Annotated in this window: 15 protein-coding genes; 8 read left to right on the top strand and 7 right to left on the bottom strand. The window is 73.3% G+C overall.

Annotated elements, in window-relative coordinates; genetic code table 11:
• Positions 1-3: 3 nt before the first annotated feature.
• From ACW62_RS34295 to ACW62_RS23350, 5 genes are read right to left on the bottom strand one after another with little or no spacing between them, the layout of a single operon-like run.
• Positions 4-144 carry a hypothetical protein gene (locus tag ACW62_RS34295; RefSeq protein WP_157574931.1) on the bottom strand — a complete coding sequence of 47 codons (141 nt, stop codon included), beginning with the start codon at positions 142-144 and terminating at the stop codon, positions 4-6.
• Positions 144-950: a hypothetical protein gene (locus ACW62_RS23365; RefSeq protein ID WP_053206505.1), complete on the bottom strand. Its 807-nt coding sequence runs from the start codon at positions 948-950 to the stop codon at positions 144-146. The genes ACW62_RS34295 and ACW62_RS23365 overlap by 1 nt, the downstream gene beginning before the upstream one ends.
• Positions 947-1,759, bottom strand: a complete 813-nt coding sequence (locus tag ACW62_RS23360) for an aspartate/glutamate racemase family protein (RefSeq protein ID WP_053206504.1) — start codon at positions 1,757-1,759, stop codon at positions 947-949. Before ACW62_RS23360 ends, ACW62_RS23365 begins: the two co-directional genes overlap by 4 nt.
• A gap of 24 nt (positions 1,760-1,783) precedes the next feature.
• The gene (locus ACW62_RS23355) at positions 1,784-2,986 is read right to left on the bottom strand and encodes an amidohydrolase family protein (RefSeq protein WP_053206503.1); all 1,203 of its coding nucleotides are present in this window, start codon (positions 2,984-2,986) and stop codon (positions 1,784-1,786) included.
• Positions 2,983-4,110, bottom strand: coding sequence for a CapA family protein (locus ACW62_RS23350; RefSeq protein WP_053206502.1), 1,128 nt, complete (start codon positions 4,108-4,110; stop codon positions 2,983-2,985). Before ACW62_RS23350 ends, ACW62_RS23355 begins: the two co-directional genes overlap by 4 nt.
• A 160-nt stretch (positions 4,111-4,270) precedes the next feature.
• Here ACW62_RS23350 and ACW62_RS23345 point away from each other — a divergent pair, with 160 nt between their 5' ends.
• The 4 genes from ACW62_RS23345 (at position 4,271) to ACW62_RS23330 (ending at position 8,715) form a co-directional block, all read left to right on the top strand.
• Positions 4,271-5,317 carry an Lrp/AsnC family transcriptional regulator gene (locus ACW62_RS23345; RefSeq protein WP_169792111.1) on the top strand — a complete coding sequence of 349 codons (1,047 nt, stop codon included), beginning with the start codon at positions 4,271-4,273 and terminating at the stop codon, positions 5,315-5,317.
• Positions 5,318-5,356: 39 nt separating this feature from the next.
• Positions 5,357-6,586, top strand: a complete 1,230-nt coding sequence (locus ACW62_RS23340; RefSeq protein ID WP_053206500.1) for a dipeptidase — start codon at positions 5,357-5,359, stop codon at positions 6,584-6,586.
• A 7-nt stretch (positions 6,587-6,593) separates the two neighbouring features.
• On the top strand, positions 6,594-7,643 hold the full coding sequence (locus ACW62_RS23335; protein WP_053206499.1) for a zinc-binding dehydrogenase: 1,050 nt from the start codon (positions 6,594-6,596) through the stop codon (positions 7,641-7,643).
• A 121-nt stretch (positions 7,644-7,764) separates the two neighbouring features.
• A complete protein-coding gene (locus ACW62_RS23330) occupies positions 7,765-8,715 on the top strand; it encodes a DUF4862 family protein (protein ID WP_053206498.1) in 951 nt (316 codons plus the stop codon).
• A gap of 5 nt (positions 8,716-8,720) precedes the next feature.
• Here the strand turns inward: ACW62_RS23330 and ACW62_RS23325 are convergent, their stop codons facing one another.
• A complete protein-coding gene (locus tag ACW62_RS23325; protein WP_053206497.1) occupies positions 8,721-9,062 on the bottom strand; it encodes a nucleotide pyrophosphohydrolase in 342 nt (113 codons plus the stop codon).
• Positions 9,063-9,081: 19 nt separating this feature from the next.
• Between ACW62_RS23325 and ACW62_RS23320 the strand changes: the two genes are divergently transcribed.
• The 3 genes from ACW62_RS23320 (at position 9,082) to ACW62_RS23310 (ending at position 14,322) form a co-directional block, all read left to right on the top strand.
• Positions 9,082-9,786 carry a sulfite exporter TauE/SafE family protein gene (locus tag ACW62_RS23320; protein ID WP_240477399.1) on the top strand — a complete coding sequence of 235 codons (705 nt, stop codon included), beginning with the start codon at positions 9,082-9,084 and terminating at the stop codon, positions 9,784-9,786.
• A gap of 75 nt (positions 9,787-9,861) precedes the next feature.
• The gene (locus ACW62_RS23315; RefSeq protein ID WP_053206496.1) at positions 9,862-13,242 is read left to right on the top strand and encodes a TM0106 family RecB-like putative nuclease; all 3,381 of its coding nucleotides are present in this window, start codon (positions 9,862-9,864) and stop codon (positions 13,240-13,242) included.
• A gap of 432 nt (positions 13,243-13,674) precedes the next feature.
• Positions 13,675-14,322, top strand: coding sequence for a nitroreductase family protein (locus tag ACW62_RS23310; RefSeq protein ID WP_053206495.1), 648 nt, complete (start codon positions 13,675-13,677; stop codon positions 14,320-14,322).
• A 1-nt stretch (position 14,323) separates the two neighbouring features.
• Here ACW62_RS23310 and ACW62_RS23305 read toward each other — a convergent pair whose 3' ends face one another.
• Positions 14,324-14,725, bottom strand: a complete 402-nt coding sequence (locus ACW62_RS23305) for a cupin domain-containing protein (RefSeq protein WP_053206494.1) — start codon at positions 14,723-14,725, stop codon at positions 14,324-14,326.
• A gap of 51 nt (positions 14,726-14,776) precedes the next feature.
• On the opposite strand from ACW62_RS23305, the gene ACW62_RS23300 reads away from it, so the two are divergent.
• Positions 14,777-15,739 (top strand): GlxA family transcriptional regulator, encoded by a 963-nt coding sequence (locus ACW62_RS23300; protein ID WP_053206493.1) that lies wholly within the window; start codon positions 14,777-14,779, stop codon positions 15,737-15,739.
• Positions 15,740-15,802: the final 63 nt, after the last annotated feature.

The following is a 15,802-nucleotide window of genomic DNA, read 5'->3' as shown; positions in this document are numbered from 1 at the left end:
GCGTCATCCGTTCTCGCTGTGGTCGCGGGACCGCTGCGACTCGCGGCGGTTGAGCGCGGCCATCCAGCCGAAGTAGGCGAGGGTGAGGACGATGTAGATGGCCAGGTAGCCCCAGAAGACGAAGCCGGCCTCGAAGATCGACATCAGTGCCTCCGTCCGGCGGGCTCGGTGGCGGGCGTCGCGGCGTCCTGCTCCTCGGCCGCGCGGGCCCGTCCGCGAAGGAAGGAGAGCGCCAGGGCGGCGCCGCCGGCCAGCAGGGTCAGGAACAGCGCGAGGTTCACCCAGCCGCCCAGGGTCAGCAACGGTGCGTCGCCCGTGGTCCCGACCGAGCGCAGCAGCGACGGCGCCGCCGGCAGGTCGTACGAGAGCTCGGTGCGTCCGCCGGACGCGGACACGCGCTCGGGATTGGCGGGGAAGCCCTCGACGTAGTCGTAGCCGGGCGCCAGCCGCACCGTCGCCGTGAAGACGCCGGGTTCGGTCGTCGCGGCCGGCAGGTCGAAGACCAGCACGGGGACGTCGGTGGTCATCCGGTCGCCGTCCACCACGCCGGCGTCGGGCGCGGTGTAGGCGAGGGTCAGCGTCGTTTCGGCGCCGGCCACGAGCGGTTCGTCCAGGGTCACCGTCACGGTCGTCTTCAGACCGGCGGCCTCGACGGACGTGTCCAGCTGCTCGCCGCCGGCGGACGTGACCTCGAGCTCGTCGATGGGATCGGCGCCGGCGCCGCCGAAGTCGAGCGCCGAGAACGACAGGCTCTCCGTGGCCTCGGGGCCGTCACCGCCGGCGACAACGTAGGTCAGCTCGACCTGCGCCGCACCCTGCTCGTCCACCTCGACCGTCGCCGTGGCCTCGCCGAGGGCCGGGGCACCTGCCGCGACCCCCGAGGCGACCAGGGGCAGCACGACGGCGGCCACGCCGGCCGTGAGGGCGCGCCGGGCGACCCGACGGGTCACGGCCGGCCTCCGTCGCCGCCGAGGAAGAGCTCGCCGAGCTTCGCTCCGGCCGCGATCTTCGGTGGCGTCATGTAGGCGCGCCGGCTGTGGGTCAGGCCCTGCGCCACCGTGGACTCCGCGGCGTGCAGGCCGGCCCGGGACGGGTTGACGACCGGGACGCCGAGCTCTTCGGTCATCTGCTCGGCGACGTCGAGGAAACCCATGCTCATGCACCCGAGCACCAGGACGTCGGCGCCGTCCTGCTCGACCGCCAGCCGGCCCTGCTCGAGCATGCGGCCCAGGGCGGCGCCATGGTCCTTGTTCACGTCGAGGACGGACGTCTCGATGTACCGTACGGACGCGAGCGCGTCGGAGGCGCCGGCCTCCCACGCCAGGCGGCGCAGGGCCGGAACGATGCTGGCGGTCACGGTGACGAAGCTGAAGCGGTGGCCGAGCGTCGTGGCGAGGGCGATGGACGCCGAGGCCGGTCCGACCACGAGCATGTCGCTGATCTCGCGCAGGCCGTCGAGCCCGGGGTCGCCGAAGCAGCCGACGATCGCCGCGTCGAAGCCGTCGGCCGCGGTGGCGACCAGCAGCTCGGCCATGGCGGGGATGCTCAGGTACTCCTCGTACATGGACTCGATGGAGGCCGGGCCGCGGTCGACGGCGCGGACCTCTATCTCGGTGCCGGGGAACGCCCAGCCGCGCAGCTTGTCCTGGCGGCGCTCCAGCTCGGCGGCGCCGAGCTGGGTCCGGTGCATCGGGCCGGGGACGAGATAGGCCAGGCGACGGGTGCGGTCGCGGGCCGGTTCGCTGGTGTTCGGTGTCATGTCTGCTCCTCGCGGGTACGTCGGTCAGGAGGCCGGTGCCGGGCGGGTGAAGCCGTCGGTGTCGACGACGCGGTGGCCGTCGCGGTACACGCCGGCCACCTCGCGGACGGCGTCGATGTCCTGGAGTGGGTCGCGCCTCAGTGCGACGAAGTCGGCGCGGCGCCCGGGCTCGAGCGCCCCGATGTCGGTGACGCCCATCAGGTCGGCGCCGCGGACGGTGCCGGCGAGCAGCGCCTCCTCGGCGGTCCACCCGTGCGCCACCAGCCACTGCAGCTCGTAGCCGAACAGGCCGTGCATGGAGTCGGTGCCCAGGGCGATGGGCAGCCGCGCCGCGCGGATGCGGTCCACGGCGTCCTCCATGGACGCTCGGGCCTGCTGGACCTTGGCCAGGATGGCCGGCTCGGCGGCGTCGCCCTGCTCGATGCCGGTGGGGTGGAACAGGATGGTGTTGGTGAACACCAGCCAGGTGCCGTGGGCGACCAGAGCGGCGATGTTGCGCTCCGTCAGCAGGGCGCCGTGCTCGACCGATCGGACGCCCGCGGCCGCGGCGAGGTCGACCCCGGCGCCGCCGTGGGCGTGCGCGGACACCATGAGCCCGTGCTCGGCAGCGGTGTCGACGATCGCGGAGATCTCGTCGGCGGAGTAGTTCGACTCCTCCAGCGACGTGTCCGTCGAGGACACGCCGCCGGTGGTGAAGATCTTGATGTGGTCGGCGCCCTTCGCGGCGTTGGCCCGGACCGCCGCGCGGGCGCCGTCGACCCCGTCGACGCCGCCGGCCGCGCTGCCGTGCTTGCCGGTGGGGCTGAGCCCCCGGCCGGCGACCCGCAGCCGTGGACCGGCCACCTCACCGGCGGCGACGGCCGCCTTGAAGTGCACGTCGATGTCGTGCTCCTCGGTCATGACGCGAGCGGTCGTGACCCCGGACGCGAGCATGCGGCGCAGGTTGTCGACGCCGCGCACGGTCTGCCACGCGGCCGGGTGCTGCAGCTGGCCGTGCTGGTCGCCCTCGCCCGGCCTGATGGTGACGTGGGTGTGTGCGTCGACGAACCCGGGCACGAGGTAGGCGGCGCCGAGGTCGACCTGATGCGCGCCGGGCGGGCACGCCTCGTCCGGCGGCCCCACGGCGGCGACCCGGCCGTCGCGCACCAGCAGGCCGGCCCCGGCGCGAAGCCCGGGCCGGACGGCGTCGAACACTCCGGCCGCTCGGAAGAACGTCAGGTCGGTCATGGTTCGATCAGCACCTCACCGATCGTCGTGTCGGGCAGCAGGTCGGCCCGGGCGACGACGGGGCCGCCGGCCGCGCCGTCGCTCAGTCGGTCGACGATCGCCTGGGCACGATCGCCGGTGGCCAGGACCGGTTCGCCGCCGACCATGGTGGCCGGGACGAAGCGGACCGTCAGTCCGTCGTCGCCGGGCGGGGAGACGAGGACGAGCACCGAGTCCAGCGTGACGTCGGATCCGAACGCGCTGCGGTACGGCGCGGCCGGTACCCGCATGAAGTCGCCGGCGAGGTCGGACCACGCGTGGAACAGGAAGTTGCCGACGGAGTACGCGATCAGCCCGCCGCGGTGGCGTTCGACCGGATGCAGTTCGTGCGGGTGGTGTCCGACGACCAGGTGGGCGCCTGCCTCGATCAGGGCGTGCCCGGCCGGGCGCTGGTACTGCGCCAGCAGGCCGTAGGACGGCGCCGCGAACCCGTGCGGCACGCCCCAGTGGACCGCGACGACGACGAGGTCGGCGAGCGCGCGGGCCGCCTCGACGACCGCGCAGGCGGCGTCGAGATCGGCGGCGACGACCGACGTGTGCACGAACGGCGCCATCCCCGGCTGCTCCGCCGCCAGGACCGGGTCGATCGACACCTGCTGCCGGACGCGCAGCGGTGCCGCGCCGGGGTGGCCGGGCGCCGCGGCGAACCCGGGCGGGAGTGCGGCGCACAGGCCGATCAGGGCCACGCGGCCGGACGTGGTGGTCCGGACGGCCGGCGCCCGCGCGGCGGTGTCGTCGGAGCCGGCGCCGACCGTGACGATGCCCGCACGGTCCAGTGCGGCCACAGTGTCGTCGAGGCCCTCGGCGCCGAAGTCGAGCACGTGGTTGTTGGCGAGCGTGGCGACGTCGATGCCGAGCGCCGCGAGGTCGGCCGCCCTGGCCGGGTCCGAACGGTGGACGAACGCCTTCTCGGCCGGGACACCGCGGGTCGTCAGCGGGGATTCGACGTTCGCGAAGGCGGTCTCGGCGGCACGGAGCAGCCCGGAGAGCCGCGGGTCGACGCCGGCGGGCGTGTCCATGACGACGACGTCGCCGACGACGGCGAGCCAGGCGGGTCCGAGGACGTGCGTACCGAGATCGGTCACGGCTGCCTCCTCCCGCTGGTGGTGGTGACTGGGGAGCATTGCAAGATTCCGGCGATCTGACAAGTGGTGGTGGGCGATTGCCTCGCAATATTGGTGCTTCTCTCAGACTTCCGCTGATTCACGCTTGCCGGACGGGCGAGTCTTTGCCACCATGAGCGGCATGTCGAATGATTCGCCCGCCTGGCTGCCGGGCCGGTTGCCTTCTCTGTCATCCGGGAGCGGCCGGCTCGACGACCTCGACCGGGCGATCATCGCGTGTCTGCAGCTGAACGGACGGGCGACCTGGCAGCAGATCGCGGCCGTGGCCGGCGCCTCCGAGTCGACGGTGTCCCGCCGTGCCAACCGGCTGCTCGCCAACCGCGTCGTGTGCGTCTCGGCGGTGCCCGATCCCGCGCGTTGCGGCCTCGGCACGCCGGTGCTCATGCAGGTCGAATGCGCCGTAGGCGCCACCACCGCCGTCGCCGGCGTGCTGGCCATGCGCTCCGACGTGCGGTTCCTGGCCCTGCTGACCGGATCCCATGACCTCGTCCTCGAGGTGATCGTCGGGTCCCGGGCGCATCTCGCCGACGTGCTGGTCGACCAGCTCCGTTCGGTGCCGGGCATCACCCACACCAGCACCGAGACCGTCGTACGCAACTTCAAGACGTCCTACGACTGGAGCCGCGATCTCCTCGGCGACCGCGCGGCCCTGCTGGAACGGCCCGCGGCGCCCGGCGGCGGACGGGTGGCGCTCGACGCCACCGACCTGCAGCTGGTCCAGATCCTCGCGGCCGACGGCCGGACGTCGATGTCCGAGGTGGCCGCGCGGGTCGGCATCGGCGAGACCGCCGCCCGCCGTCGCCTCGACACCTTGACCTCGCGCGGCGCGCTCTGGTTCGCCACCTTCGTCGACCCGCAGGCGATGGGCTTCCAGACGGAGATGTTCCTCTGGCTGGGCGTCGACTTCGCCCGGCTCGAGGAGGTCGCGGCCGAGCTCGCCCGGCATCCCGAGGTGCGCTACCTGTCCGCCACGGCGGGCTACAGCGACCTCGCCTGCGAACTCGTGCTGCGTGACCTCGACGACCTCTACCGCTTCAACACCGAGGTGCTGGGTTCACTGCCCGGCATCCGCCGCGTCGAGATGGGCCAGGAGCTGCAGATCGTCAAGCGAGGGTTCCTGACCAGTTCGACCGTGCTTCCCGACATCGCTCCGTACGTGCCGCGCTGACCCCCGGCGGCCAGGGGCGAGAGAGATGAGGTAACCCGTATGACCGACACCGTCAAGCCGGCCACGCCCTATCGGTCCGGCCGCTACACCGGCTACACGTCCTTCTCCTATCTGGAGGAGGGCCGCGACTACGAGGCGTTCGCGCTCGCGCCCGAGCTCGGCCGGGTGCCGGCCTACGAGCTCGGGCTCGACGACGAGCAGGAGGAGCGCACCCGCCGCCTCGTCCAGGACAACATCATCATCAGCCTGCACGACCACCCGCAGGTCTTCCCCGACGACATGAACGAGGTGCGCAGCTACATCCGCACCGGCCGCGAGCGCACCGGCTACCTGGGCCTGTCGCAGTCGGGCATGACGGCCGTCTTCGACAACATGATGGACGGCACGGCCTGCGTCACCAGCAAGTCCGGCTGGAAGTTCGACGACATCGTCTACGACATCGGCATGCGCACGTCCGACATCGCGCATCAGGACTACGTCACCATCGCCCTCGGTCTCGACGACATCCGCTCCGCGCACGAGAACGACCAGCTGGCCATCGTGCTGTGTCTCGAGGCGGCCACCCCCATCGAGAACGAGGTCGACCGCGTCGACCTGCTCTACGGCCTCGGCGTGCGCCAGATGGGGATCGCCTACTCCGAGGCGAACACGCTCGGGTCGGGCCTCAAGGAGGCCGGCGACGGCGGCCTCACGGTGTTCGGTCACCGTGCCGTGGAGCGTATGAACAAGATCGGCATCGCCATCGACGTCTCCCACTCCGGCGACCGGACCTGCATGGACACCTTCGCGGCGTCGACGAAGCCGGTGCTGATCACCCATGCGGGCGCCCGCGCCCTGTGGCCCACGCCGCGGATGAAGCCCGACGAGGTCATCCGCGGCTGCGCCGAGACCGGTGGCGTCATCGGCATCGAGGCGGCGCCGCACACGACCCTGACGCAGGCGCATCTCGAGCACTCCATCGAGTCGGTCATGGAGCACTTCGAGTACTGCGCCGAGCTGGTCGGCATCGAGCACGTCGCCTTCGGCCCCGACACCCTGTACGGCGACCACGTCACGCTGCACGACGTCTTCGCCTCGAACCTCGGTGTGCACGACGCGCACAAGGGGCCGTCCTACCCGAAGATGCCGTACGTCGACGGGCTGGAGAACCCGACGGAGTGCTTCCACAACATCGTCGGCTGGCTGGTGAAGCACGGCTACAGCGACGAGGACATCGCCGCGGTCACCGGCGGCAACATCATGCGCGCGCTCGGCGAGATCTGGGTCTGACCCGCGTATGCGTGCCGTCGTCCTCGACCGCTACGGCGGGCCCGAGGTGCTCGCCGTCCGCGACATCGCCGAGCCCGAGCCCGGCCCGCACCAGGTGGTCGTGCGGATGGCGGCGTCCGGGCTGAACCGCCTCGACGTGTTCGTCCGCCAGGGGCTCACCGGACCGGGCGTGCGGCAACCGCGCGCACTGCCACACGTGATGGGCGCCGAAGGCGCCGGAACCGTGGTCGCGGTGGGGCCGGCGGCACGTACCGACCTCGCGCCGGGCGACGAGGTCATGGTGTTCTCCGGCCTGTCGTGCGGGTCCTGCCGGTTCTGCCGCCGCGGCGAGACCAGCAGGTGCTCGCGGTACGCGATCCTCGGCGAGGACGTGTGGGGCGTGCAGCGCGAGCTGGTCGCCCTCGATCCCGGGAGCCTGCTCCGGGTGCCGGCCGGCATGACGCTGACCGAGGCGGCCGCGGTCCCCACGACCTTCACCACCGCCTGGACCATGCTCATGACGACGGGCCGGCTGCGCATGGGGGAGCGGATCCTCGTGGTCGGCGCCAGCGGCGGCGTCTCGATCGCCGCCATGCAGCTCGCGGCGTGGGCCGGCGCCGAGGTCTGGGCCGCCACCCGCAGCCCGGAGAAGGCCCGGTACCTCGGCGGGCTCCCGTACGTCCACGAGGTGGTCGACAGCAGCGTCCCGGGCTGGTCGGCGCAGGTGCGCGAGCGGACCGGCGGGCTGGGCGTCGACCTGGTCGCCGACGCCGTCGGCGCGCCGACGTGGCCCGACGCCATCCGGTCCCTGGCTACGGGCGGCCGCCTGGTGATCTGCGGGGCGACGGGCGGCGACCGTCCCGAGATCAGCATCCGCGAGCTCTACCAGGCGCACCGGCAGATCCTGGGCGCGCCGTTCGGCGGCTGGAACGACTTCGTCGACGTCGTCGGCGTTATGGAGCGCACCGGGATCCGCCCGCTCGTCCACGCGACCGTGCCGATGGAGCGGACCGGTGACGGCCACCTGATCATCGAGCGCGACGAGCACATCGGCAAGGTGGTCGTGGACCTCACGTGAGGGCCGGCGTGGACACGCCTCCATGGTGCCCCGTTGCCGCCGAGACGACCCGGCATATCGTTCCATGTCGGCCCGACCTACGCTGAGCGCGACTCGGTCCCACAGCAGCGAGGAGATCGGCATGCCCCTCATCGTCGGTGCGTACGCGGCGGCCCCCCGCGGCCTCGAACCCGGCACCCCGTTCCGGACCTTCGTCGACGACGTGCTGGCGGTGCCGGCGGTCGACGGGCTGGAGGTGCCGTTCCAGGACAACGGCTCGCCCTGGAACGACCCGGCCTACCTGCAGGCGACGGGCCCGGCGAGCGAGCACGTGCTGACGATGATCCCGGCCACGATGATGGCGCTGGCCGGGTCGCCGGCGCAGGGGCTCGCGTCGTCAGACGACGGCGGCCGGAAGCAGGCGGTCGAGCAGCTGCGCCGCGCCTACGAGTTCGTCGCCGCCGTCGGCGAGGGCCCGGGCGGCCGGTTCACCGCCGTCGAGCTGCACCCGGCGCCGCGGCACCCGTACACGTCCGCCGACGCGTTCCGGGAGTCGCTGGACGAGGCGCTGACGTGGGACTGGGACGGCGTCCGGCTGCTGATCGAGCACTCCGACGCGCACAGCGACGCGCACGCGCCGTCGAAGGGATTCCTGCCGCTGGCCGACGAGCTGGACGTCGCCGAGGAACGCGGGATCGGCGTCGTGCTGAACTGGGCCCGCTCGGCCATCGAGACCCGCGGCGCCGCCGGCCCGCGCGAGCACCTCGCCGCCGTCGTGGCGCGGGACCGGCTCGGCGGGCTGGTGTTCTCCGGTGTCTCCGACGCCGCCACGCTGGACGGCGCGGCCTGGGCCGACCTGCACCTGCCGATCCGCGGCTGGTCCGGCGCCCCGGTCGCCGCCGACGCCGCGACCAGCCTGCTCACCACCGACGAGGTGACGGCGTGGGTGGCCGCGGCGGGCGCGCCGGAGCTCGTCGGTGTGAAGATCACGTCACCGAGCAACGCGACCCCGGCCGAGTGCCGCGACCTGGTGCGGGCGCACGTCGCGATCGTCGCCGCCGCGGTCGAGGCGGACCGGGGTCGCCGCGGGTGACGCCGTCAGGCGCCGGGCGGGTAGCGCAGCTCCACCTCGTCCAGCTTGTGGTGCGCGTTCGCGACCAGGTCGACGTCGAGCGCCATCGCCAGGTGGACCAGGTAGGCGGTGACGTCGGCCAGCTCGGAGCGGATCCGCGCGGCCGCCTCCGGGTCCGCCGTCACCACGGCGGCGGACTCCTCCGGCGTCAGCCACTGGAACTCGGCCAGCAGCTCGCCGACCTCGCCGGCCAGCGCCATCGCGAGGTTCTTCGGGGTGTGGAACGGCTCCCACTGACGGTCGGCGACGAAGCGCCGCAGCCGCTCGCGCAGGCCGTCCAGGCTCGAGGTGTCGGTCACGGGGGTCATGATGCCGCCCGTTGACGTGATGGTCGTGCTCGCGGTCGCCGTGTTCCTCGGCGCCGCCGTCCAGGGCGCGATCGGGCTCGGGCTGGGACTGCTGGCCGCGCCCGTCGCGGCGCTGGTCGCGCCGGAGCTGGTGCCGGGCACGCTGCTCTGGCTGTCGATGCTGCTACCGGTGTTCACGCTGGCCCGCGAGTGGGCGCACGTCGACTGGTGGGGGCTGCGCTGGGCGTTCGCCGGCCGCGTCCCGGCCACCGTGCTGGGCGCCTGGATCGTCTCCGTCAGCTCGCCGCGGGTGCTGAGCGTGGTCGTCGGGCTGGTGATCCTGGTCGCGGTCGCGCTGACCGTGCGGACGATCCGGCTGCCGATGCGGCGCGGCGTGCTGGCGGTGGCCGGCGCGGTGTCGGGCATCTCCGGGACGGCGACCTCGATCGGCGGGCCGCCGCTGGCGCTGGTGTATCAGGGCGAGCTGGGCCCGCGGGTGCGGTCGACGCTGGGGATGTACTTCCTGATCGGCGCCGGGTTCTCACTGATCGCGCTGACCGTCGTCGGTGAGCTGGGGCGGGCGCAGATCGTCCCGGCGCTGGGGCTGACGCCGCCGCTGGTGGCCGGGTTCGCGGCGGCGTCGGCGCTGCGGGCGTTCGTCGACGGTGGACGGCTGCGGCTGGCGGTCATGGCGGTGTGCACACTGTCGGCCGTCACGCTGATCGTGCGATCGCTCGCCGGTTAGGGGGTACCTGATGTCGCGCCCCGATTCTGTCGGAGGCATGCGGCAGGCTTGGACCCGAGAGAGAGGAGGTGCGCCATGTACGTCACCGACGGCCGGCTGGTCCTGAGCCCCACCGACCTGGTGGGCCACCTGGAGTGTGCGCACCTCACCACGCTGAACCGCGAGGTGGCGCTCGGGCAGCGGCCGCGTCCGTCCGGCGCCGACCCCGGCGCCGACGTCGTCCGCCGTCGCGGCGACGAGCACGAGGCCGCCGTGCTGGCCGAGATGACGGCGGCGCACCGGGTGGTCGAGATCCCGCGCGGCGTCGGCCCGGCCGACGCCGAGGACCGCACGCTCGCGGCCATGAAGGACGGCGCCGACCGCATCTTCCAGGCCACCTTCTTCGACGGCCGGTGGCGCGGGCACGCCGACTTCCTCGTCCGCAACGACCACCGCCCGTCCGGCCTCGGCTCGTGGTCCTACGACATCGCCGACACCAAGCTCGCGCGGCACATCAAGGCGGCGGCGCTGCTGCAGATGGCCGTCTACGCACAGCGGCTGGAAGAACTGCAGGGCGTGCCGCCGCAGACGCTCACCGTCATCCTCGGCGACCGCCAGCAGGTCGCCGTCCCGTACGTCGACGTCGCCGCCTACGCGCGGCACGCCATGCGCCGGTACGGGCAGTGGCTGGCCGAGCCGCCGCCGACGTACCCCATCCGGGTGAGCCACTGCGCCATCTGCCCCTGGAAAGAACCGTGCGCGCAGCGGTGGCAGGCCGACGACGACCTCGTGCTGGTGCCGTTCCTGCGCCGCGACCAGCGCGACGTGCTGCACGCGGCCGGCATCACCACGGTCGAGCAGCTGGCCGCGGCGCCGCCGGCCGAGCTCGACGCCGTCACACGGGTCGGTCCCGGCGCCAGGCGCAAGCTGTCCACCCAGGCCCGGCTGCAGGTCGGCGCGCGCACGCGGGAGCTGCCGCCGTACGAGCTCATCACACCGGTCGAGGCGCGCCGCGGGCTGGCGCTGCTGCCCGCGCCCGACGACGGCGACCTCTTCCTCGACCTCGAAGGCGATCCGTTCTTCGGCGACCACGGCCTGGAATACCTGTGGGGCGTGTCCGACGCGCGCGACGGGTTCACGTCCTGGTGGGCGCACGACCCTCCCGCCGAGCGGCGCGCGTTCGAGCACGTCGTCGACCACCTCATGGCCGCCTGGCGGCAGCGGCCGGGCATGCACGTCTACCACTACGCGCCGTACGAGCCGAGCCGGCTGAAGGGCCTGTCGCAGCGCTACGGCACCCGGGTCGACGAGGTCGACGCGCTGCTGCGGGGCGAGCGGCTGGTCGACCTCTACGCCGTCGTCAAGCAGGGCCTGCTCATCGGGACGGAGTCCTACTCCATCAAGGCGCTGGAGCGGTTCTACTCGCCCGACGGCCGGGCCGGCGCCGCCGTCAAGGACGCCGGGTCCAGCATCGTCGAGTACGAGCGCTGGCTGGCCGAGCACGACCAGCGCATCCTCGACGACATCGAGGCCTACAACCGCGACGACTGCATCAGCACCCGGCGGCTGCGCGACTGGCTGGAGGAGCGCCGCGCCGAGGCGCTGGCCGCCGGGCTCGCCGTCCCCCGTCCCGACGACGCCGACGAGCAAGACGACTACCTGAAGGAACGCGATCCCGAACTGGTCGCGGTGGAACAGCGGCTGCTGCACGACGTCCCGGCCGACCCCGACGCCCGGACCCCCGACCAGCAGGCCCGGGCGCTGCTGGCCGGGCTGCTCGAATGGCATCGGCGCGAGGCGCGGGCGGAGTGGTGGGAGTACTTCCGGCTGCGGCGGCTCAGCTCCGGTGAACTGGTCGACGACCTCTCGCCGCTGGGCGGACTGGCCGACCCGCGGCTGTTGCGCACCGAGCTGCGCTCCGGCGTGTGGCGCTACTCCATCCCGGTGCAGGACTGCCGGGTCCGGGTCGGCGAGCGGGTCGAGCATGCCGGGCAGGAGGGCCGGTCGAGCGTCGTCGTCGGGCTCGACCTCGAGCACGGCCACGTCGACCTCAAGCGTTCGCTGGCCAACGAGCACCCGCACCCCACCGGCGTGCTGAACGTCGGCCCCATCCCGGCCGGGGTGCAGGAGAAGGCGCTGGTCCGGGTCGGCGGCTGGGTCGCGGCGCACGGCTTCGCGGGCGACGGGCCGTTCCGTGGCGTGCGCGACCTCCTGGCCGGCGCGGCGCCGCGGCTGGCCGGCGGGGTGCCGCTGCGGCTGGCCGGCGAGTCCGCGGCCGACGCGCTGCGCCGGGTCGCGCCGTCGCTCGACGGCGGGCTGCCGGTGCAGGGCCCGCCCGGCGCGGGCAAGACGTACGCCGGCTCGCACGCCGTGGTCGAGTTGCTGCGGGCGGGGAAGACGGTCGGCATCACCGCGCTCAGCCACCGGGTCATCACGAACCTGCTCGACGCCGTGCTGGCCGCCGACGACTCCGGGCTGGTCCGGGCGGTCCAGAAGGCCGACGACGGCAACGCCAGCCGGCATCCGTCGGTCCTGGTGACGAACGACAACCGCGAGGTCGAGGCGGCGATTGCGGCCGGTGCCGCCAATCTCGTCGCCGGAACCGGCTGGCTGTTCGCCCGCCCCGACATCCACGTCGACGTGCTGGTGGTCGACGAGGCCGGGCAGTTCTCGCTGGCCAACACCGTCGCCGCGGGCGCCGCCGCCGGCTCCGTCATCCTGCTCGGCGATCCCCGCCAGCTGCCGCAACCGGCCAAGGGCACCCACCCCGACGGCGCCGGCGTCTCCGCGCTCGACCACGTGCTGGGCGAGCACGACACCGTCCCGCCCGAACGCGGCCTGTTCCTCGACACCACGTGGCGCATGCACCCCGACGTGTGCGCGCCGGTGTCCGAGCTCTCCTACGACTCGCTGTTGGTGCCGCGGGAGGGGCTGTCCGCGCAGCTGGTCGGCGGGCCCGGCGAGCTGGCCGGCGCCGGGGTGCGCTGGGTGCCGGTCGAGCACGCCGGCTGCTCCGTCCGCAGCGACGCCGAGGTGGCCGTCGTGTCGGAGCTGGTGGCGGCGCTGACCGGGCGGCCGTGGACGGCGGCCGACGGCTCCACCCGTCCGCTCGGCCCCGACGACCTCCTGGTGGTCGCGCCGTACAACGCGCAGGTCGGCCAGCTGCTCGGCGCCCTCGACGGCCGGGCGCGCGTCGGCACCGTCGACAAGTTCCAGGGCCAGGAGGCCCCGGTCGTCATCGTCTCCCTCACCACGTCGTCGGCCGCCGACGCCCCCCGCGGCGTCGACTTCGTCGCCAACCGCAACCGCCTCAACGTCGCGGTGTCGCGGGCCCGCTCGCTGGCCGTGCTGGTGGGCAGCCCGGCGCTGCTGAGCGCCCCGGTCCGCAGTCTCGACCAGGTCCAGGGCATCAACACACTGTGCCGCCTGGTCGAGTACGCCACCGGCGGCACCCCGGTGCTCCCGGTCCCTGGTTGAGCACGTCGCGTTGCGGCTCGGTGACGAGTGCGCCGGGGCGCGACCTCCCGGGCTGGTGCGAACCATGATCATGGCGCGATTGGTGCTGCTCTGGCGACACCAATAGCGCCATGGGCCGGTTCGACACGTCCGGGACCGTGAAGCCACCCATCCACCCCCACCGCCCCCACCAGCCCCACCGCCCCACGACCCGAGTTGAGCATGGCCATATCGGGGTTCCGGCGCACGGGGAACCTCGATTTCGCCATGATCAACTCGGTGGGTCAAGCGGTCACCCCGGCGCACGGCCGCCAAGCGGCGCACGGCGCGGGGGATGATGGCGACGCGGGCCGGCCGCTCGCCCCCGTCGTCCCCACCGTGGCGCCCAGCACCGGGCGGGTACCACTCGGCCACCCGAGGATCATTCCCACTCAGTCATCCAGGAGACCCGCGATGGACACCGCCGTCACCGATCACCTGCTCAGCACCACGCGCGCGGTCCGGCGCAAGCTCGACCTCGACCGCGAGGTCGAGCCCGAGGTCATCACCGAGTGCCTGCGCCTCGCCGTGCAGGCGCCCACCCCGGGTGCGGCGCAGAGCTGGCGCTGGCTGGTGGTGCGCGACGAGGAGCTGCGCCGTCAGCTCGGCGCGATCTTCCGCGAGGTCGGCTCGGCGTACATGCAGCGGCGACGCGAGGCAGCCGGCGCCGCGGCCGACGAGCAGCCGATGAAGCGCATCCTCGCGTCCGGGCAGTACCTCGTCGACGTCATCGAGCGGGTGCCGGTGTTCGTCATCCCGTGTGTGCAGGGCCGGCCGCACGGCAGCAACGCCGCCGACTCCGTGTTCTACGGCGGCATCTTCCCGGCGGTGTGGAGCTTCCAGCTGGCGCTGCGCTCCCGCGGCCTCGGCTCCACGTTGACGTCGTATCACCTGGTCAGGGAGGCCGAGGCGGCCCGCATCCTCGGCATCCCCGACGACGTCACGCAGGTCGGGCTGTTGCCCGTCGCCTACACGACGACGCAGGACTTCAAGCCCGGCACCCGGCAGCCGGTCGAGGACCTCAGCTACCTCGACCGCTGGGGCGAGCCGCTGACGAGCTGAGCTACAGCGCGCTGCCGGTGGTGCGGGTGATGTGCTCCGGCACGTCGCCCTCGTGGTCGCCGGTGTTGACGGTGCCGGTCGGTTCGAACATGAGGATCGAGGCGCCTTCGGCCGACGACGGACGGTGCTCGGTGCCGCGCGGCACGACGTACACGTCGCCGCGGCGCAGGGTCACGGCCGACTCGCGGCCGTCATCGGCCGGCAGCCGCAGCGCGATGGTCAGCTCGCCGTCCAGGACCAGGAAGAACTCGTCGGTGTCGTCGTGCGCGTGCCAGACGAACTCGCCGGCCACCTTGGCGATGCGGACGTCGTAGTCGTTGACCCGCGTGACGATGCGCGGGCTCCACAGGTCGTCGAACGAGGCGAGGGCGGTGTCGAGGCTGACGGGGCCGGAGAAGGTCATGTGTCCAGGGTCCCTGGCGGCGACCGGCGGCGCGAGTAGTAGGAATGCCATATGTCGCAAGGATTCTCGCACCGCGTCGCGCTGCTGGTCGGGCCGGGCGCGAACCCGCTGGAGATGGCCGTCGGCATGGAGTTGTTCGGCATCCGCCGGCCGGAGCTGGACGTCGGCTGGTACGACTTCGTGGTCTGCTCGGCGGCCGGCGAACTGGACGTCCGCGAAGGGCTGTTCACCATGCGCTGCCCCGGCACGCTGGACGACGTCGCGGCGGCAGACACCGTGATCGCGCCGAACCGGCCCGACCCGGAGCGCGGTTTCGGCGACGAGGTCCACGACGCGCTGCGGACGGCCGCGGCGCGCGGCGCGCGTCTGGTCAGCTTCTGCACCGGCGCGTTCACGCTGGCCGAGGCCGGCCTGCTGGACGGGCGCACCGTCACCACGCACTGGCGCTGGGCCGACCGGTTCCGCCGCCGCTACCCGGCCGTCGACCTGCGGCCGAACGTGCTGTTCGTCGACGACGGCCAGGTGCTGACGGCGGCCGGCAGCGCGGCGGCGATGGACCTCGGCCTGCACATCATCCGGTCCGACCACGGCGCCGCCGTCGCCAGTGCCGTCAGTCGCCGGCTGGTGTTCTCGGCGCACCGGGAGGGCGGCCAGCAGCAGTTCATCGAGCGGCCGGTGCCGCGGCCCGGCGAGGCGACGCTGGCCGGCGCGATGGAGTGGGCGGCGGCTCATCTCGACCGTCCGCTCACCGTCGCCGAGCTGGCCGGCCGTGCCGCGATGAGCCTGAGTACGTTCCACCGCCGCTTCCTCGCCGAGACCGGCACGACGCCGCTGCGCTGGCTGCACCACGAACGCATCGACCACGCCCGGACGCTGCTGGAGACCACCGCCCTGGACGTCGCCGAGATCGCCCGTGCGGCCGGCTTCGGCACCGCCGCCAACCTGCGGCAACACTTCCGCCGGCACACCGGACTCGCGCCGACGGCGTACCGGGCGGCGCACGCTGTCGGGTAGCCGCCAATGGCAGCAACCGGTCACACGATCGTCACGCTGCGTCCTTTACACCCGCTATGACTG

It is taken from the genome of Jiangella muralis, from assembly GCF_001270745.1.
Classification (GTDB): domain Bacteria; phylum Actinomycetota; class Actinomycetes; order Jiangellales; family Jiangellaceae; genus Jiangella; species Jiangella muralis.
This window is presented reverse-complemented; position numbering and strand designations above follow the sequence as displayed.